14 protein-coding genes are annotated in these 19,482 nt (G+C 64.3%); 10 read left to right on the top strand and 4 right to left on the bottom strand.

The features are described from left to right. Positions 1-55: 55 nt before the first annotated feature. Both arcA and arcD read right to left on the bottom strand, forming a co-directional pair. Positions 56-1,312 (bottom strand): arginine deiminase, encoded by a 1,257-nt coding sequence (arcA, locus tag AB3X99_RS38190; protein WP_368619960.1) that lies wholly within the window; start codon positions 1,310-1,312, stop codon positions 56-58. Between the two features lie 16 nt (positions 1,313-1,328). After that, positions 1,329-2,696 (bottom strand): arginine-ornithine antiporter, encoded by a 1,368-nt coding sequence (gene arcD, locus AB3X99_RS38185; protein WP_368661794.1) that lies wholly within the window; start codon positions 2,694-2,696, stop codon positions 1,329-1,331. A gap of 720 nt (positions 2,697-3,416) precedes the next feature. On the opposite strand from arcD, the gene AB3X99_RS38180 reads away from it, so the two are divergent. The 4 genes from AB3X99_RS38180 (at position 3,417) to AB3X99_RS38165 (ending at position 10,245) form a co-directional block, all read left to right on the top strand. Continuing rightward, positions 3,417-5,411 (top strand): acetoacetate--CoA ligase, encoded by a 1,995-nt coding sequence (locus AB3X99_RS38180; protein WP_368619959.1) that lies wholly within the window; start codon positions 3,417-3,419, stop codon positions 5,409-5,411. A 79-nt stretch (positions 5,412-5,490) separates the two neighbouring features. After that, positions 5,491-6,495, top strand: a complete 1,005-nt coding sequence (locus AB3X99_RS38175) for an AraC family transcriptional regulator (protein ID WP_069268047.1) — start codon at positions 5,491-5,493, stop codon at positions 6,493-6,495. Between the two features lie 242 nt (positions 6,496-6,737). Then, complete coding sequence (locus tag AB3X99_RS38170) at positions 6,738-8,528, top strand: acyl-CoA dehydrogenase (RefSeq protein ID WP_368619958.1); 1,791 nt, start codon at positions 6,738-6,740, stop codon at positions 8,526-8,528. Positions 8,529-8,571: 43 nt separating this feature from the next. Further along, positions 8,572-10,245, top strand: a complete 1,674-nt coding sequence (locus AB3X99_RS38165) for an electron transfer flavoprotein-ubiquinone oxidoreductase (RefSeq protein ID WP_368619957.1) — start codon at positions 8,572-8,574, stop codon at positions 10,243-10,245. Positions 10,246-10,314: 69 nt separating this feature from the next. On the opposite strand, the gene AB3X99_RS38160 is transcribed toward AB3X99_RS38165, so the two are convergent. Then, on the bottom strand, positions 10,315-10,683 hold the full coding sequence (locus AB3X99_RS38160) for a hypothetical protein (RefSeq protein WP_368619956.1): 369 nt from the start codon (positions 10,681-10,683) through the stop codon (positions 10,315-10,317). 314 nt (positions 10,684-10,997) lie between these two features. Here AB3X99_RS38160 and AB3X99_RS38155 point away from each other — a divergent pair, with 314 nt between their 5' ends. Beyond that, complete coding sequence (locus tag AB3X99_RS38155; RefSeq protein ID WP_069265725.1) at positions 10,998-11,222, top strand: hypothetical protein; 225 nt, start codon at positions 10,998-11,000, stop codon at positions 11,220-11,222. A gap of 11 nt (positions 11,223-11,233) precedes the next feature. On the opposite strand, the gene AB3X99_RS38150 is transcribed toward AB3X99_RS38155, so the two are convergent. Continuing rightward, on the bottom strand, positions 11,234-11,389 hold the full coding sequence (locus AB3X99_RS38150) for a hypothetical protein (protein ID WP_368619955.1): 156 nt from the start codon (positions 11,387-11,389) through the stop codon (positions 11,234-11,236). A gap of 498 nt (positions 11,390-11,887) precedes the next feature. Between AB3X99_RS38150 and AB3X99_RS38145 the strand changes: the two genes are divergently transcribed. The 5 genes from AB3X99_RS38145 to AB3X99_RS38125 all read left to right on the top strand — a co-directional run bounded on the left by AB3X99_RS38145 (position 11,888) and on the right by AB3X99_RS38125 (position 19,236). Further along, entirely contained in the window at positions 11,888-12,199 is a 312-nt protein-coding gene (locus tag AB3X99_RS38145; protein ID WP_368619954.1) for a hypothetical protein, read from the top strand. 300 nt (positions 12,200-12,499) lie between these two features. Continuing rightward, on the top strand, positions 12,500-13,414 hold the full coding sequence (locus tag AB3X99_RS38140) for a class I SAM-dependent methyltransferase (RefSeq protein WP_368619953.1): 915 nt from the start codon (positions 12,500-12,502) through the stop codon (positions 13,412-13,414). A gap of 175 nt (positions 13,415-13,589) precedes the next feature. Continuing rightward, positions 13,590-15,038 (top strand): TolC family protein, encoded by a 1,449-nt coding sequence (locus AB3X99_RS38135; RefSeq protein WP_368619952.1) that lies wholly within the window; start codon positions 13,590-13,592, stop codon positions 15,036-15,038. A 5-nt stretch (positions 15,039-15,043) separates the two neighbouring features. Further along, positions 15,044-16,183, top strand: a complete 1,140-nt coding sequence (locus AB3X99_RS38130) for an efflux RND transporter periplasmic adaptor subunit (protein WP_368619951.1) — start codon at positions 15,044-15,046, stop codon at positions 16,181-16,183. Then, the gene (locus AB3X99_RS38125; RefSeq protein ID WP_368619950.1) at positions 16,180-19,236 is read left to right on the top strand and encodes an efflux RND transporter permease subunit; all 3,057 of its coding nucleotides are present in this window, start codon (positions 16,180-16,182) and stop codon (positions 19,234-19,236) included. Before AB3X99_RS38130 ends, AB3X99_RS38125 begins: the two co-directional genes overlap by 4 nt. Positions 19,237-19,482: the final 246 nt, after the last annotated feature.

The following is a 19,482-nucleotide window of genomic DNA, read 5'->3' as shown; positions in this document are numbered from 1 at the left end:
TTTCTCCGTTGCGAATGCAGTGGGAATGCAGTGGGAATGCGAATAGGGGCGGCGCTCAGAGATCGACGGCGTCGCGCACGATCGGGCAAGTCATGCAGTGGCCGCCGCCGCGCCCGCGGCCCAGTTCGCTCGCCGTGATCGTGATGACCTCCACGCCGGCCTTGCGCAGCAGCGTATTCGTATAGGTGTTGCGGTCGTAGCCAATCACGACGCCGGGCTCGACGCACACCACGTTGTTGCCGTCGTCCCATTGCTCGCGTTCGGCCGCGAACGCGTTGCCGCCGGTCTCGACGATGCGCAGACTCTTCAAGCCCAGCGCTTCTGCCACGACGTCCACGAAGGGCTTCTCCTCGCGGCGCAGGTCGAGCTTCGAGGGACTCTTGTCGTCGGGGCGAATCGAGAACGGCACGATCTCGTTGACCACCTCCGGGAAGATCGTCACGAGGTCGCGGTCGCAGAAGCTGAACACCGTGTCGAGGTGCATGGCCGCGCGCGACTTGGGCAGGCCCGCCACGACAATGCGCTCGGCGCCGCCCTTGGCGAAGATGTTCTGCGCGAGACGGCCGATCGCCTGGCGGCTCGTGCGCTCGCCCATGCCGATCAGCACGACGCCATTGCCGATCGGCATCACGTCGCCGCCTTCGAGCGTGGCCGCGCCATGGTCCTCGTCGGGGTCGCCGTACCACACCTGGAAGTCCTTGCCCGCGAAGTCGGGGTGATAGCGGTAGATGGCCGTGGTGAGCAGCGTTTCCTGCCTGCGCGCCGGCCAGTACATCGGGTTGAGCGAGACGCCGCCGTAGATCCAGCAGGTCGTGTCGCGCGTGAAGGTGCTGTTGGGCAGCGGCGCGAGCACGAAGCTCGAATAGCCCAGATAGCGGCGAAATTCCTTGAGGATCTTGCTTTGTTCGGTATCCGGAATATCTTCGGCGACCACGCCGCCGATGAGGAATTCCGCGGTCTTGCGCGGCTCGAGCCCTTCGAGCCAGCTGCGCACCTCGCCGGCGAGCGACACGCCCACGGTCTCGGGGCGAACCTTGCGATCGAGGATGTATTTGAGCCCTTCGGGGTGTTGCACCGTTTCCGTGAGCAGATTGTGCATTTCGAGGACGTCTACGCCGCGCTCCCGCATTTTCGTGACGAAGTCGAAGTGGTCGCGCTTCGCCTGGCTGACCCAGATCACGTCGTCGTAGAGCAGCTCGTCGCAGTTGCTGGGGGTGAGGCGTTGATGCGCGAGACCCGGCGCGCACACCATGACCTTGCGCAGCTTGCCTGCCTCCGAATTGACGCCGAAGGCGACAGTGTCCGTACTCATCATGAGACTCCTCGAATCAAAGGGTGAGAAAGCCCTTGTACAGGCCGAAAGCCGCCAGCAATGCGCCAATCAGCACAGCGGCGAAAACGAACTTCTCGATGGTGGTGAATACGGGCTGGCCGACCTCGCGTTTTGCGCGTGCGAACAGGACGATGCCCGGCGCGTAGAGCAACGCGGAGAGCAGCACGTATTTGAGGCCGCCGGCGTAAATGAGCCAGACCGCGTAGATCACGGCGACGCCCGCGATGACGAGGTCCTTGTTGCGCTCGCCGCTGTCGGCCTCATACGTTTCGCCGCGCATCGCGAGCAGGAATGCGTAGGCTGCCGACCAGAAGTAGGGCAGCAGGATCATCGAGGTCGCGAGATAGATGAGCGAGAGATACGTGCCCTTCGAAAACAGCGTGATGACGAGGAAGATCTGCACCATGCCGTTCGTGAGCCACAACGCGTTGGCCGGCACGTGCTTCGCGTTTTCCTTGCGCAGGAAGTTAGGCATCGTGTGGTCGCGCGCGGCCGAAAAGATGATTTCTGCGCACAGCAGCACCCACGAGAGCAGTGCGCCCGCAAGCGACACGACGAGGCCCACGCTGATCAGAATCGCGCCCCAGTGGCCGACCACGTTTTCGAGCACGCCGGCCATCGAAGGATTCTGCAGTGCCGCGAGTTTCGGCTGCGTGAGTACGCCGAGCGACAGCACGTTCACGAGCACGAGCAGGAGCAGCACGCCGACGAAACCGATGACCGTGGCCTTGCCGACATCGCTGCGCTTTTCCGCCCGCGCAGAGAAGATGCTCGCGCCTTCAATGCCGATGAACACCCACACGGTCACGAGCATCATGCCGCGGACCTGGTTCGTCACGCTGCCGAGCTTGGGATTCATTTGTCCCCAGAAGTCGGCCGTGAAGGTGCTGGAGCGGAACGCAAACACGCAGATGATGATGAAGAGGCACAGCGGCACCAGCTTCGCGACCGTGGTGATCTGGTTGACGATCGCGGCCTCCTTGATGCCCCGCAGCACGAGAAAGTGCAGCGCCCAGAGCAGCACCGAGGCGCAGACGATGGAGATCGGCGTGTTGCCCTCGCCGAACACCGGGAAGAAGTAGCCGAGCGTGCTGAACAGGAGAACGAAGTAGCCGACATTGCCGAGCCACGCGCTGATCCAGTAGCCCCAGGCCGAGCCGAAGCCCATGTAGTCGCCGAAGCCGGCTTTCGCGAAGGCGTAGACCCCGCCGTCGAGTTCGGGTTTGCGGATGGCCAGCGACTGGAACACGAACGCGAGCATGAGCATGCCGACCGCGGTGATCGCCCAGCCGATCAGCACCGCGCCGGCGTCGGCGCTGGCCGCCATGTTTTGCGGCAGGGAAAAGATACCGCCGCCCACCATCGAGCCCACGACGAGGGCGGTGAGCGCGCCAAGGCGCAACTTGTTGGCAGAGGCTGGCGTGGCGGCGCTGTCGGGCTTGGCCGCGGGGTGAGACGAAGACGTCGATTCGGACATGCGCGATCTCCTGTACGAGCCGGCTGGGTTGCAGATCTCGCGCTGCGCGCGAGCCCATCAACATGCTGGTGCCTGAATCTGCAGCGCGGATCGCATGCCGCGAGAGCGGAACCCGTGCCGCTACGCGCTCAATCTGATAGGGGGCGCGCAAAATGACAATAAGACCTTGGTCCGATAGGAAGAGGCGGTTCGACGGGAATTAGGCGAATTAAAGGCGTCAGTGGATTGCAGTTTTATGACGGGCCTTATGCCAATTGCGTACGGAATGGGGCCGTTTGCCGGACTTTGCCGGCAGACAGGCATTGCGCGGCGCAGGGTAAATTCGCGGTTCGATCTATTTGTGCAGGACAACTCGCATGTGAATTTCGATTAATCTTAGATTAAATCGGGAAGCAAAATATTGATCGCGCGTAAGTGTTCAATCACCTCTTTTATTCGAATTATTGGAAATAATTACAAGTTGATGTGCCATTACGCGCGACGTTATCGGACATCATCGCCAGCAAACGCGATAGGAAACCTTCCACTGGTTTCCCTGAATTGTTCGACGCGCACCGGCTCCGGCACCATTAGGTCAAACGAAGCCACACGAGCCCACGCAACGAGATGAACGAAACCGTTCCCGCATCCGCTCCGGCCTGGACGCCGGCACCGCAGCAGGTCGAGTCCGCCCGCATCACCCGGTTCATGAAGTGGCTCGGCGAGGCGCGCGGTCTCGCGTTCGACGACTACGACTCGCTCTGGCGTTGGTCAGTCGAGGACATCGACGCTTTCTGGTGCGCGCTGTGGGACTGGGCGCAGATTCCCTCGCGCGAGCCGCGCGGCGTGGCGCTCGCCGATGCGGCGATGCCCGGTGCACGCTGGTTTCCGGGTGTCGAGTTGAACTACGTCGAGCGGGCCTTTCAGCTCGCGAGCGACGCGCGGCCGGCGATCGTTTCGCGCAGCGAGAGCGGCCCCATGGCGGGCCGCACGCGCGAATTGAGCTGGGCGGAGCTGCGCCGCCAGGTCGCGGCTTGCGCGGCCACGCTGCGGCGCATGGGCGTGACGCGCGGCGACCGTGTGGCCGCCTTCATGCCGAACACGCCCGAGACGGTCGTGGCATTTCTCGCCACCGCGAGCGTGGGCGCGATCTGGTCGGTGTGCTCGCCCGACATGGGGCCGCTCGCGGTGCTCGACCGCTTCCGGCAGATCGAGCCGAAGGTGCTGTTCGCCGTAGACGGCTACCGCTACGGCGGCAAGCCACACGACCGCCGCGAACTGATTCACCATCTGCTGCGCGAGCTGCCGAGCGTGGCGCATCTCGTATTCGTCCCGCAGCTCGACCCGGACGCCGACGTGAAGGCGTACCCGCAGGCCACGGCATGGCGCGACGCGATCGCTGGAAACGTCCCGCTCGAAATCGAACACGTATCGTTCGATCATCCGCTGTGGATCGTCTATTCGTCGGGCACGACGGGCATGCCCAAGGCCATCGTGCATTCGCACGGCGGCATCGTGGTGGAGCACGTAAAGCTCACCGCGCTGCATCTCGACCTGAGCCCGGGCGACCGGTTCCACTGGTACGCCAGCACGAACTGGATCATGTGGAACTGCCAGGTGGGCGGCCTGCTCGCGGGCGCGACGCTCTGCCTCTACGACGGCAACCCCACGTATCCCGACGCGCAGGCGCTGTGGCGCTTCGTGGGCGAGACGGGCGTGACGTTCTTCGGCGCGGGGGCGGCATATTTCCAGGGGTGCCTGAAGGCGGGTGTCGAGCCGCGTGCCGCGGCCGATCTGTCGCGCCTGCGCGCGGTCGGTTCGACCGGCTCGCCGCTGCCGCCCGAAGCGTACGCGTGGATACTCGAGCAGGTAGGGCCCGTCTGGATCGACGCGATTTCCGGCGGCACCGATTTCGCGGGTTGCTTCCTCGCCGGCGTGCCGACCTTGCCGGTCTATCTCGGCGAAATGCAGTGCCGGTGCCTGGGCGCGCGCGTCGAGGCGTTCGATGAAGCCGGGCACGCGCGCATCGACGAAGTCGGCGAACTCGTGTGCACTGCGCCCATGCCTTCGATGCCGCTTTGCTTCTGGCGCGACGACGCGAACCGGCGCTACCGCGAAAGCTACTTCGACATGTTTCCCGGTATCTGGCGCCACGGCGACTGGCTGCGCATCACGCCCCGCGGCGGCGCGGTCATCTACGGTCGCTCGGACGCCACCATCAACCGCCACGGCATCCGCATGGGCACGAGCGAGCTGTATCGCGCGGTGGAGTCGGTGCCCGAAGTGCTCGACAGCCTCGTGGTCGATCTCGAGTACCTGGGGCGCAGCTCGTCGATGCCGCTCTTCGTGGTGTTGCGCCCGGGTGTCGATCTGAGCGACGCGCTCGCGCAGCGCATTCGCGCACGCGTGCGCGAGGCACTCTCGGCGCGCCATGTGCCCGATGAGATCCATCAGGTTCAGGCCGTTCCGCGCACGCTGTCAGGCAAGAAGATGGAGGTGCCGATCAAGCGGCTTCTGCTCGGCCAGCCGCTCGAGAAGGTGGCCAATCCGGACACCATGGCCAACCCGGAAAGTCTCGCGTGGTTCGATGCATTCGCGCGGGCGAGGGGCCCGGCCGCGTGATTTCGGCCGCGCCGATTTAAAATGGCGCGCGGGCCGACGCCGAAGTCTGTCCGTTTCCGCGGCCTTTCATCGTCAATGCATGCCATCGCCTAGCGCCACCGTTCCCATCTCGCTCGTCAACGGCTTTCTCGCCGGCGCGGGCGCCGAGCCCAGCGTGATCCGCCGCTATCTCAACGAGGCGGGCATCGCGCTCGAACTGCTCGCCAAGCCGGGCGGCCGCGTGACGGAAGAGCAGTTCTCCACGCTCTACCAGACGCTCGCCATCGAACTCGACGACGAGATGCCCGGCATCTTCAGCCGGCCGCTGCGCAGCGGCACGCTCAAGTTTCTCTGCCTGAGCCTGCTCGATGCGCGCAACCTCGAAACGGCGCTGCATCGCTTCGACCAGTTTTTCCACATCGTGCTCGACGATTTCCGGCTCGAATCGCGCCGCCAGGGGCTCGTGGCCCAGGTGGCATTACGCGCCAATCCGGCGTACGGCGCGATCGGGCCGCTCGGGCAGGAGCTGACGCTCAAGCTTGCCCACGGCGTGTCGTCCTGGCTGATCGGACAGCGGATCCCGCTGCTGCAAGTCGATTTCGCCTGCGCGCAGCCGCCGCACGCACTCGATCACCGCTACTTCTTCCCGGGGCCCGTGCGCTTTGGCCGCGAGGCCACGCTGATGCGCTTCAGCGCGGCCTATCTCGACATGCCGATCCGGCAGAGCAAGCGCAACCTGCGCGCGTTTCTCGCGCGCTCGCCCGGCGACTGGATCTTCGAGACCTTCAGCGAGCAGCTGGTGAGCCACAACGTGCGCCAGTACCTGGCCGCGCAACTGCCCGATCTGCCTACCATCGAAGCGGCGGCCGACAGCCTGCACTGCTCGGTGCGTACACTCTGCCGGCGCCTCGCCGCAGAGGAAACCACGTTCCAGGCGCTCAAGGACGAACTCCGCCGCGACGTGGCGATCCAGCGCCTCACCGACACCCAGGACACGATCGCGGCCATCGGCGGCGATCTGGGTTTCGACGACCCCAGCGCCTTTCATCGCGCCTTTCGGCACTGGACGGGCAGCACGCCCGGCACCTACCGCCGCCGAGGCTGAGCGGCTGGACGCCTGAGCGTCGCCCGGCGCAAAGTCGGGTCGCCCAGCCATGATGGCGGGGCACAGCAGCCGATAACGTGGCCAGAATTGTCACCATATGGTCCGGTTTGGACAGTGGTTTGGCGACCGATTGACGCTACGATCCGTCCTGTACTGCCGCAAGGTGGCCATCCAGGTATCCTTGGTAATCCTGGCCCGGTGGCGCATCCATTTTGACCCCTGAGTGACTGGAAGGACCGATCATGAGCTACAACGCCCCCGTCAAGGACATGCTGTTCGTGCTGAAAGAGCTGGCCGGCATCGACGCAGTCGCAACCCTGCCGGGTTTCGAAGACGCTGGTTTCGACACTGCGCAGGCCGTGCTCGACGAGTGCGCGAAGCTCTCCGGCGAAGTCATCGCGCCGCTGAACGTGGAAGGCGATCGCGTGCCCAGCAGCTGGCGCGACGGCGAGGTCACGGCGACGCCTGGCTTCGCAGGGGCGTTCCGCCAGTATGTCGAGGGCGGCTGGCAGGGTCTGCAGCATCCGACCGAATTCGGCGGCCAGGCGCTGCCCAAGCTGATCGCGACGCCTTGCATCGAAATGCTCAACGCGGCGAACCTTTCGTTCGCGCTGTGCCCGCTGCTCACTGACGGCGCCATCGAGGCGCTGCTCACCGCGGGCAGTGACGAACTGAAGGCGCGCTACGTGCCGAAGCTCATCTCCGGCGACTGGACCGGCACGATGAACCTCACCGAGCCGCAGGCCGGCTCCGACCTCGCGCTGGTGCGTTCGCGCGCCGAACCGCAGGGTGACGGCACGTACAAGGTCTTCGGCACCAAGATCTTCATCACGTGGGGCGAGCACGACATGGCGGAGAACATCGTTCACCTCGTGCTGGCTCGCACGCCCAACGCGCCAGAAGGCGTGAAAGGCATCTCGCTCTTCGTCGTGCCGAAGTTCCTCGTCAACGACGACGGCTCGCCCGGCGCGCGCAACGACGTGCATTGCGTATCGATCGAACACAAGCTCGGCATCAAGGCGAGCCCGACGGCCGTGCTGCAATACGGCGACCACGGCGGTGCGATCGGTTACCTCGTGGGCGAGGAGAATCGCGGCCTCGAATACATGTTCATCATGATGAACGCCGCGCGCTTCGGCGTGGGCATGCAGGGCGTGGGCGTGGCGGAGAGCGCCTACCAGAAGGCCGTGGCGTACGCGAAGGAGCGTGTGCAGAGTCGCCCCGTGGATGGCTCGCTCAAACAGTCGGCGACCATCATCCATCATCCGGACGTGCGCCGCATGCTCGGTTCGATGCGCGCGATGACCGAGGGCGCACGCGCGCTCGCCTATGTCGCCGCCGCCTATAGCGATCATGCTCACTACCACGCCGATCCTGAAGTGCGCGCGCGCAATCTCGCGATCTACGAATTCCTCGTGCCGATCGTGAAGGGCTGGAGCACCGAGATGGTCAACGAGGTGACGAGCCTCGGCGTCCAGGTGCATGGCGGCATGGGCTTCATCGAGGAAACGGGCGCGGCCCAGTACTACCGCGATGCGCGCATTCTCGCCATCTACGAAGGCACGACGGCGATCCAGGCGAACGACCTGGTCGGCCGCAAGACGGTGCGCGACGGCGGCGCGGTTGCGAAGGCGCTGCTCGGCGAGATCTATCGGACTGCTGAGGAACTCGGCCGGGCCGGCGGCGCGGCCGCGGCATCGATGCGCGAGCAGCTGGAGAAGGGCGCGCGCGCACTGGCGAATGTCGTCGACTACGTGGTTGCGAACGTCAAGCGCGACGCGAACGCGGTGTTCGCGGGCAGCGTGCCGTATCTCAAGCTCGCGGGCATCGTGCTGTGCGGTTGGCAAATGGCGCGTGCGCTGCTCGTCGCGCAACGCGAACTCGCGAACGACGCCGGGTTTTACGGCGCGAAGATCGCGATCGCGCAGTTCTACGCCGAGCACATTCTCGCGCAGGCAGGCGGCCTCGAGACGTCGATCCTGGCCGCAAAGGGCGACGCTGGCGTGCTCGCACTGAGCGAAGCGCAGTTTTGATCGGGCGGTTTAGGTCGCTCAGTTAGCAAGGAAGGAAGAGGATATGTCGTCGATTGATCTGATCGCACAGTACGGCCCACGCGAGTCGATGGAATACGACGTGGTGATCGTCGGTGGCGGCCCAGCCGGGCTGTCTGCCGCGATCCGCCTGAAGCAGCTGGCCGCGGAGAAAGGCGCTGAGATCGGCGTCTGCGTGCTGGAGAAAGGCTCGGAAATCGGGGCGCATATCCTCTCGGGCGCGGTCATGGATCCGCGTGCCCTGAACGAACTGATGCCGGACTGGAAGGAGCAAGGCGCACCGCTGAACGTGCCCGTGACCGAGGACAAGTTCCTTTTTCTTTCCGAAACGGGGGCTAAGGCTGTGCCGAACTGGGCACTGCCCGACAACTTCAAGAACCACGGCAACTACATCATCAGCCTCGCGAACGTCACGCGCTGGCTGGGCCAGCAGGCGGAAGCCCTGGGCGTCGAAATCTTCCCGGGCTTTCCGGCCGCCGAAGTGCTCTACAACGACGACGGCTCGGTCAAGGGCGTCGCCACCGGCAACATGGGTGTCGGCAAGGACGGCGAGCCCACCGAAAACTTCCAGCTCGGCATGGAGCTGCACGCCAAGTACACGCTGTTCTGCGAAGGCTGCCGCGGGCACCTGGGCCGTCAGCTGAACGAGAAGTTCAAGCTCGGCAAGGATTCGGACCCGCAGGTCTACGGCATCGGCATCAAGGAACTGTGGGAGATCGATCCTTCGAAGCACCAGCCCGGCCTCGTGATCCACACCGCCGGCTGGCCGCTCGAGTCGGACACCTACGGCGGCTCGTTCCTCTACCACATCGACAACAACCAGGTGATGGTGGGCTTTGTCGTCGGTCTTGCGTACCAGAACCCGTATCTCTCGCCGTTCGAGGAGTTCCAGCGCTACAAGACGCATCCGGAAATCCGCAAGTACCTCGAAGGCGGCAAGCGCGTGTCGTATGGCGCGCGCGCGATCACGGCAGGCGGCCTGATGTCGCTGCCCAAGCTCGTGTTCCCGGGCGGCGCGCTCGTGGGCGACGATGCGGGCTTCCTGAACGCCTCGCGCATCAAGGGCAGCCACGCGGCGATCAAGACCGGCATGCTGGCCGCCGATGCGGCGTTCGAAGCCGTGCAGGCAGGCCGCCAGAGCGATGAACTCGCGGCCTATCCGGAAGCGTTCAAGCAGTCGTGGCTCCACACGGAACTGTACAAGGCGCGCAACTTCAAGCAGTGGATGAGCAAGGGCCTGTACCTGGGCACGCTGATGGTGGGCATCGAGCAGAAGCTGCTGGGCGGCAACGTGCCGTGGACGCTGCATCACCAGCATCGCGACCACGAGATGCTGAAACCCGCTTCGCAGTGCAAGCCGATCGAGTATCCGAAGCCCGACGGCAAGCTCACGTTCGACCGGCTCTCCTCGGTGTTCATCTCGAACACGAACCACGAAGAGAACCAGCCCGCGCACCTCACGCTCAAGGACGCGAGCGTGCCCGTGAACGTGAACCTGCGCACCTACGCGGGCCCCGAAGCGCGCTTCTGCCCGGCCGCGGTGTACGAGTTCATGAAGAACGACGACGGCAGCGACCGCCTGCAGATCAACGCGCAGAACTGCGTGCATTGCAAGACCTGCGACATCAAGGACCCGACGCAGAACATCGTGTGGGTCACGCCCGAAGGCGGCGGCGGCCCGAACTATCCGAACATGTAAGCGCCGGGCGGCGACTGCCGTCGATCCGACTTGTGGCAGGAGAGGCGTAGTGCGCCTTTCCTGCCATTTTTACGTCCGCGAATACCAGTACATGCCGTCGTCGCGCAGCTCGCGTTTCACTTCACCGCGATACATCAGGTAGTTCAGGCACGCCAGGCTCTCGCCGGTTGCGAGGCTCATCTGCCCGAGATCGTCCTCGCCGATGCGCCGCGCGAACAGCGCCCCGAACACGTCAACGGCGCGGCGCGGTTCGGCGAGCGTGCCGCGCAGGCGCGCGAGGCTCTTGTCCTGCCCCTGGCGCAAGCGTTCGATGCGCGCGTGCAACCCGTAAAAGCCCGGCGCGGGTGGGGCCGGATAGGGATAGCACAGCGTTGATCGCGCGCTATTGGACGCGACCTCGGGCGTGCTCTCGGGGATGGCTTCGGTGCGTTCGGTCATGCTTGGGGCGCAAAGGAAATGGGGAGCGCATACTTTCGCGCATCGCGCGGAGGATAGCGCGAACGCGGCGGGCGCGCCCACGTCCTTTTGAGGGACTGACATCACTGCGGCAGGACGCTGCGCCGCCGCACGCCTGTTTACTTTTGTTTCCGCTTGTTGCTTCTCGTTGCCGCCTGTTTCCCTTTGTTGCCCGATAACGACGCCCGATCGCGTAGCATCGCACCTCAACGTCGATATTTATTGCGCCGCAACAAAATGATGCCTACACTGACCAATGCCGGCTGCCTCGACGCTTTCGCAAAGGAGGGCGTGACATGACGAATCGATCAAACACATTGCATGCATCTCTGAAGCTGCACGTCTTCGAACAGGAAGGAGGGTGGCATTGGGGCATCACCATCCCTCGCAGTGCGGGTAGCGGCTTCAAACTCATCGCATACAGCGAAACGACCTTCAACGGCGAGAGCGAGGCGCTGCGCGACGGCAGTCGCGCGCTCGAGAATCTTCCGGAAGACGCGGCACTCGCGTTCGCGCCCTGAAACGTACCGCCTCAACGGCAGGCCCATTCACGAAGTCTCTTTAGGCACATGCAGTAGATGAACTTCTGCGTGGCGCCACGCGGCGCGTGATGCTCTTCGCGTTCCTGTTTGAGCAGCGTGAAGGGCGCGCCAAATTCGGCGTGCAACGCATCGGCGCTGTAGCGCATGACGGGTAGCCCGCTGCAATGGTCGGGACCCTCCTCGGCGAAAGTCCCACGATCACGATGCCGCCCGGTTTCACGGCGCGCAGCACGGCGTTTGCCTAGGCTTCGCACGTCTGCGCGCTCGTTCCTTTAGCAGCGCGCGAGGATGCTCCCATTGTCGCTGAAGATAGGGAATGGGCGCTTGCGGCGCGTTTTTGAAGTGCCGAGTTTTGTGTTGTAAACAAACTATTCAGATAAGAAAAGTTATCTTATCCGTCTGGTTTGATGGAGCACCTGGAGCACATCAAGCGGTCTTGCGCAAAGCTGTGAACTTGCACGTCGCGGTTTTCGCGCAGCGTGCAAGCGGAGCCACAGGGTAGGGCGTGCAGAACCGGCGTCAGACAACGCCTGTCGCACGCCCTTGCGCCTTAGCCCAGCTTATTGGCCTGTTCCTTCGCTAGCAGGCGTTGAGCCTGTCGGTCTCCGCGGTTGGCTTCTTGCGCGGTCTGAACCGACGTTTCGGTGGCTTCGGCGAATGCTGCGCGTGCGGCGTTGCTGATCGTAACGGCATACGAAGCCGACGGCGTCGAAGCCTGTGTCGTCGTCGTTGTCGGCGCCTGCGTCTTGCTGGCAGGTTGCGTAGCGGCAGCCGCCTGCTGGTTCTGCGCGCCGGTATTCGCTGCTGTGGAAGAGGCGGGTTGGCTAGAAACTGCCCGGATTGTCATCAGAGGGTCTCCGATAAAGAGAGAGAAAAACCGTGAACTGCGCCCGGCTTATCGGAGTACCTTCCAAATACTTAAGAAGTATTTATTTTTTGAAAACGAATCAACTTAAGGCTCGTATAAGCTGCGGTTCGATTCGCGTCAACGCCGGTCATAATCGCCCGACGATCTGTTTTAAAAATGTGGTCGGGTCCGAGTTTCCGGACGCTGCGTGCCCGGGGCTTGCGTGGCCATTGAAATGATTGCCAGTATGTCATGGAATGAAAGCAACTCTTATTCAGGCTAAAAACCGCACCTTTGGCACCGCGAAAATAAGGCTCCACGTCGGGAATACCGTTTAGATAAGGAGTTCATCAGAATTCAAGGTTACCATCGCGCGAGTCTTTCAAGTTTTCCCTGGAAATCCATTTTGTTGCCACTCACGAACGACGTCACTCAGGACAACTGGTCCACGTGGATCCACCGGCAGCGCCATGGCAATGATCCCGCCCATGAGCACCATGTCCGCGCCGAGATCACAAGGTACGCGGACCGTGTGCTGGATTCCGTCCGCCTGCGCCCCGGGATGACATTGGCCGACATCGGGACGGGTGATGGTCTCGTCGGGTTTCGCGCGATTGAACGGGCCGGCGCCTCAATCCGGGTGCTCATGACCGATATTTCGGCTCCGCTGCTGCGGCACACGGAAGAGAGCGCCCGAAGCCTGGGGGTAAGCGGGCAGTGCGCATTCATACACGGCAGCGCCGAAAATCTGGCAGGCATCGCCAATGAGGCGGTCGATGCCGCCACGATGCGCGCGGTGCTGGCGTATGTGGAAGACAAGCCCGCTGCAATGCGAGAGATCTACCGCATCCTCAAACCGGGTGGCCGCTTCGCCATCGCCGAGCCGATTTTGCGTGACGAAGCGCTCGAGGTGTGCATGCTCAAGCAACTCGTCGATTCCCGCGCGTTCAACGCGGAAGATCCCTTCTTTCCCTTGCTGCTTCGGTGCCGGGCGGCGCAGTTCCCGGACACGGAAGAGAAGGCGCGCTCGCTGTCCATCACGAATTATGGTGAGCGCGACCTCGTGCGCTTCGCGATCGACGCGGGCTTCACCGACATCCGTCTGGAATTGCACATCGAAGTGCGAACCGAAGACAGCCTGCCTTGGGAAACGTTTCTTCGTATCTCGCCCCATCCGTTGGCGCCCAGCCTGGAAGAGGTCTTCGAAAAGGAATTTACCCGCGAAGAGCGCGCGTATCTGGAAGTCAGGATGCGGGCGATTTTCGAAAGCGGAGCGCAGCTCGGCGCTGAGCGCATCGCCTACCTGGCGGCGAAGCGGCCGTAGAGACCGGATGGGAACGCCTGCTTAAGGATTGCATAAGCGTTAACCCTGCAGAATGCGCAGCATGCCTGCCGCAACGCCACCAACGTGTGATGTGCGTTCGGGTCCATGCTCGCGCATTCATGCTGCGCGGGATTGGCTTGAGGAGTCCATATTGTCCAGCCCGCAGTCTCGCGCAATGTGTCCGCGCGTCTTTCACTTCAGCATCCCGAATCGCACGCGCGCTGCGCTCATCGCCGTTGTATCGGGCACCGCACTGCTCGCCGGCTGCGCAAGCTACAAGGCGCAGCCGTTGGCACCGGGTCCTTCGTTGATCACGCAGGGCGCGCTCGCACGGGTGCAGATCGACCCCGCGAAAATGCCATTGCCCGAGCTTGCGGCACACCGCTTCGATCCGTCGAACGGCTTCGACATCGAAGACGTCGCGATGCTGGCAGTCGCCAACAATCCCGACCTGAAACTTTCACGCGACGACCTCGGCATTGCGCAAGCGCAGGCGTTTTCGGCGGGACTTCTGCCGGATCCACAGGTGAGCGTCTCCAGCGACTATCCCGGCGCTGTCGGGTTGTCGCGCGCGTTCAGCTACGGTCTGAGCTTGGACGTGATGGCGATTGTCACGCGTGGCGCGAACACGAAGTCCGCCAACGCCACGGTTCGAAAGACCGACCTCGGTCTGCTCTGGCAGGAGTGGCAGGTCGTGGCGCAGGCGAAGCAGCTGTACGTGAGAGCGCGCTTTCAGGATGAGGTGTTGCCGCTGCTCGAGCAGCAGACGGCACTGGCCCGCACGCGTTACGAACGCACCGCGCACGCGGCAAGCGAGCACAACGTGACGGCGGACAGCGTCACCGCGTCGCTCACGGCGTACGAAGACGCCCGCAAGCAGTACACCGACATGCAGCACGCGCGTGAGCAGACGCACCATGACCTCAATGCGCTGCTCGGCCTCGCGCCCGACACGATGCTTGCGCTCACAGGCGACACAGCAGTCACGCCGATGCCCGATGGCACGCTCGACGCCGCGGTTGCAATGCTGGGGCAGCGCCGTCCCGATCTGATCGCGCTGCAGGCCGGCTACGAGGCGCAGGAGCAGAAGTACCGCGCCGCGATCCTCAACCAGTTCCCAAGTCTTTCCGTGGGCTTTACGCGCCAGCGCGACACCTCGGAGATCTACACGAGTGGTTTCGCGATCAACCTCACGCTGCCGGTCTTCAACCGCAATCGCGGCAATATCGCCATCGAGCAGGCCACGCGGCAGCGTCTCGCGGACGAATACCAGACACGCCTGAATGCGGCTTACGCCGATATTGCCCACCTGCGTGCCGACAGCGCGATCGCCGTGCATCAACTCGATCAGGATGACGCTGCGCTGCCAGGGCTCGAACGTGCCGCCGCGCAGGCGCGCGACGCCTATGCGGCGCGCAACATCGTGCTTGGCCAGTATGTCGATGCGCAAACTGCGGCGCTCGCGCGTCGCATCGATGCGGCCACTGCGCGCGAAGCGCTAGCTGAGCAACGCATTGGCCTCCAGGCGCTGCTCGGCAGCGCGGTCCCCGATCCTGATCAGGCTCCGTCCGCGCGAGGCGCCACTGCTGAAAGCGCGCCATCCAAAACCATCGTTGCACGTTGATCTCCATGACTGAGCACCGCTTTCTTTCCGGCACGCGCACGCGTGTCGCCGTCTGCGCACTTGGCGCGGCGGCCGCGCTCGCCGCTGGCGCAGCACTTTTCGCACCGCATGCAGCGCGCGCGGATGACGCCGGCGCTTCGGGCAGCACGCCCGCGCCATCCGCCGCCGTGCAGGTCGTGCGCGTGATGCGCCAACCGGTTGCCCAAACCGTCGTCGCGTATGGCTCGGTTGCGTCCGCGGCCTCGAACGCCACGTCCATCAGCCTGCCGTATCTCGCACGCGTCACGCGCGTGCTCGTCCAGCCCGGCCAGACCGTAGCGCAGGGCGCTGCGCTCCTCGTCGTGCAAGCCGATCCGAACGCCGTGATCGCCTATACGCAGGCACAAAGCGCAGCGACGCTCGCACGTGGCGAACTCGCGCGCACGGGCTCGCTCTTTCACGACGGTCTCGCCACGCAATCGCAGCTCGCCGCGGCGCAAAAAGCGCTGGATGACGCTCAGCAAGCGCTTGCTGCGCAACAAGCGACGGGCATCACACCGGGTTCGAAGACGATTACGGCACCAGTGGCCGGCGTCATCGCGCAGCTTGCCGCGGTGCCGGGCGACCGGATCCAGGCGGGCACTGCGCTCGTCCAGCTCGTTGCATTCAACGGCGCCGCGGGCAATGCCGCGAACATTTCGCTGGGCGTCGAAGCCGCCGACGCGCTCACGCTGCACGCCGGAGACCGTGTCGTGCTACGCCCTCTGTCCGCCTCGCTCGGGTCGCAGCGCGCGCAGGGACGCATCGTGCTCGTCGGCGCAGCCATCGACGCGCAGAGCCAGCTCGTGAACGTGAGTGCGAACGTACCGCTCGCGGGTGCGGCCTTCCTGCCGGGAACGCGCGTGCGGGCCGACATCGACACGCAGACCGGCACGTGGTGGAACGTGCCGCGCGCCGCGGTCCTGCAGGACGCGAAGGGCAGCTATGTGTTTCAGGTCGCGCCGAACAACAAGGCGCACCGCGTCGACGTGAAGGTGAAAGTCGAGCATGGCGATACGTACGGCGTGGATGGCGCGCTCGACGCCTCGCGGCCGCTCGTCGTCGTCGGCAACTACGAACTCGAAGACGGCATGGCCGTGCGCGTGGCGCAAGGCGGCGCGCGATGACGTTCAGCCAGTGGATGCAGCGCCACCGTCGTTCGCTGCTGTTCGTGATCGCGCTTGCCGCGCTTGCCGGTGCGCTCACCGCGCTGCGTCTGCCGATCTCGCTCTTTCCTAACGTTTCCTTTCCGCGCGCCGTGATTTCACTCGACGCGGGCGACCGTCCGGCCGAACAGATGGCGACGCTCGTCACCATGCCGGTGGAAGAAGCGTTGCGTCGCGTGCCGAACGTGCGCGACGTCGAATCCCGCACGAGCCGCGGGTCGGCGGAGATCTCCCTCAATTTCGACTGGGGCACCGACATGGCGCAAGCCACGTTGCAGGCGCAGTCGGCCATTGCCGAGATCCTCGCGACGCTGCCGCCCGGCACCAGCATGCAGGTGCGCCGGATGGACCCGACCGTGTTTCCGGTGCTCGCATACAGCCTGACGTCGTCGCGCTTGTCGCTTTCTCAACTCTACGACCTCGCCCAGTTCCAGTTGCGTCCGCTGCTTTCCTCCGTGGCGGGCGTGGCGCGCGTGGACGTGACGGGTGGGGCGCGCGACGAGCTCGAAGTGGCCGTCGACCCCGCACGCCTCGCGACGTACAAGCTCTCGGTGGGCGATATTTCGCGTGCAATCGGTGCGGGCAACGTGCTGATGGCCACCGGGCGCATCGAGGACCACGACAAGCTCTTTCTCGTCGTGGCGAATACGGCTTTCAGCGGGCTCGATACGCTGAAAAACGTGGTCGTGTCGTCCACTGGCGCGACGCAGATCCGCCTGCGCGATGTGGCCACCGTCACCCAGGGGACCGTGCCGCAATGGATCCGCGTGACCGCCGACGGTCAGGATGCGGTGCTGGTCAACGTCTACCAGCAGCCCGGCGCAAACAGCGTGGCGATGGCGCAGGCGATTCGCGCTCGCCTGAAGGACTTCGGCCCACAGATGCCGCACGGTGTGACGCTCTCGAACTGGTACGACCAGAGCGAGCTCGTGATCGCCTCGGCCACCAGCGTGCGCGATGCCATCATGATTGGCGTGGTGCTCGCGGCGCTCACCCTCTTCGTATTTCTGCGCAACACGAAGATCACGCTCATTGCAGTGGCGCTCGTGCCCATCGTGATGGCCGCGACCATTCTGCTGCTCGACGTGTTCGGCATGGGCTTCAACATCATGACGCTCGGCGGCATGGCGGCGGCGGTGGGCCTCGTGATCGACGATGCCATCGTGATGATCGAGCATATCGCGCGGCGTATGCGCGAGGCCGGCGCGCATGCGTTCCATGGCCGGGTGATGAGCGCGGCGCTCGAATTCACGCGGCCGCTCGCCGGCTCTTCCGCGGCAACGCTCATTATCTTTGTGCCGCTGGCGTTTCTCTCGGGCGTAACCGGCGCGTTCTTCAAGGCGCTTTCGGTGACGATGGCGAGCGCGCTCTTTATTTCGTTCCTCGTCACGTGGCTTGCCATCCCGATTCTCTGCGACCGCTGGCTAACGGCGAAAGACGCCGAGGAGCATCGCGAAACGCGCTTCGCCGCGTGGCTCAATCGCACCTACGCGCGGCTCGTCTCTCGCGTGAGTGCGCGGCCCCTGTGGGTGCTCGCGCTCGTGGTTCCGCTTGCGCTGCTTTCGGCGCTCGCGTTCACGCGGGTCGGCAGCGGCTTCATGCCGTCGATGGACGAGGGCGGTTTCGTGCTCGACTATCACACGCAACCGGGCACATCGATCACCGAAACCGATCGACTGATGCAACAAATCGAAGCGATCATTCGCGCGAACCCGAATGTGGCGACGTATTCACGCCGCACCGGCGCAGGACTTGGCGGCGACCTGAACGAGCCGAACAAGGGTGACTTCTTTGTGCGCTTGAAGTCCGGTAGCCGCGAACCGATCGACACGGTGATGGAGGAGATCCGTTCGCAGATCGAAACAAAAGTGCCCGGCGTGAGCGTGGAACTTGCCCAGTTGATGGAGGACCTGATCGGCGACCTCACGGCGGTGCCGCAGCCCGTGCAGATCAAGATTTACTCGGACGACTCCCATGTGCTCGACACGACCGCCCAACGTGTGGCCGCACGCATCGGCAAGATCGGCGGCATCGTCGACGTGAACGACGGCATCAATCCTGCCGGCGACGCCATCGATCTGCGCATCCGGCCCGACGCCGCGGCTGCCGAGGGCATGGATCCGCAGGCAATCGCGCAGCAGGTCTCCGACCTGCTGGACGGGAATGTGGCGACGCAGTTCCAGAGCGGCCCGAAGACAGTTGGTGTGCGCGTGCGTGCGCAAGGTGCGCTGCAAATGACGGACACCGAACTTGCGCGCCTGCCGTTGCGCGCGCCGGATGGGCACGTGTTCGCGCTTTCACGCGTGGCTGACCCGGTGCACGTGAGCGGCCAGCCCGAGATCAGTCGCGACAACCTCAAGCGCATGGTGGCGGTGACGGCGCGCATCGATGGGCGGGACCTCGGCTCGACGATCGCCGACGTGCAGCGCGCGCTTGCCGATCCCGCGCTCCTGCCAGCGGGCGTCTACTACGAACTTGGCGGCTTGTACCAGCAACAGCAGATCGCCTTCAAGGGGCTGCTCGCGGTGTTCGGCGCGGCCGTGGCGCTGGTGTTCGGCCTGCTGCTATTCCTCTACGAGCGCTTTCGCGTGGCGCTCGCGGTGATGGCAATGCCGCTGCTCGCCACCGGCGCCGTGTTCATCGGGCTGTGGGTGACGGGCATCGAGCTCAACATCTCCGCGATGATGGGCATGACGATGATCGTCGGCATCGTGACGGAGGTCGCGATCTTCTACGTTTCCGAGTTTCAGGGGCTCGTACGCGACGAAGGCGTGCCGCTGGAGGAGGCGTTGCAGGCCGCGGGTCGCAATCGACTGCGGCCCATCGCGATGACGACCATCGCAGCCATTCTCGCTCTGCTGCCGCTTGCCTTCGCGATCGGCCAGGGTTCTGCAATGCAGCAACCGCTCGCGGTCGCGATCATCTCGGGCTTGATCGTGCAGATGCCGCTCGTCCTGCTGGTGCTGCCTGTGCTGCTGCGCCTCCTGCTTCGAGTAAAGGGGGCAGGTGAGTGAGGGCGGGTGCAAAACGAAGAGGTGTGCAAATGATTTGCATCCACCGCAGTAACAGATTCGAAAGAAAATTCTTTGAATTAGTCGTTGACTCGGCTCGCGCGTCGTCACTAGAATTCGCGTGTTTCCACGAAAGGGGCATATGCCTTGGACAGTTGTAGTTGTCGACCTTCGAATCGTTTTTCTGCCTGACCGGCACGACGCCCGCCTGGATTCTTCCTTAGCCGCCGTCCTGCCAGCAGGCAGACG

Source organism: Paraburkholderia sp. BR10882, assembly GCF_040948855.1.
GTDB classification, from domain to species: Bacteria; Pseudomonadota; Gammaproteobacteria; order Burkholderiales; family Burkholderiaceae; genus Paraburkholderia; species Paraburkholderia nodosa_A.
This window is presented reverse-complemented; position numbering and strand designations above follow the sequence as displayed.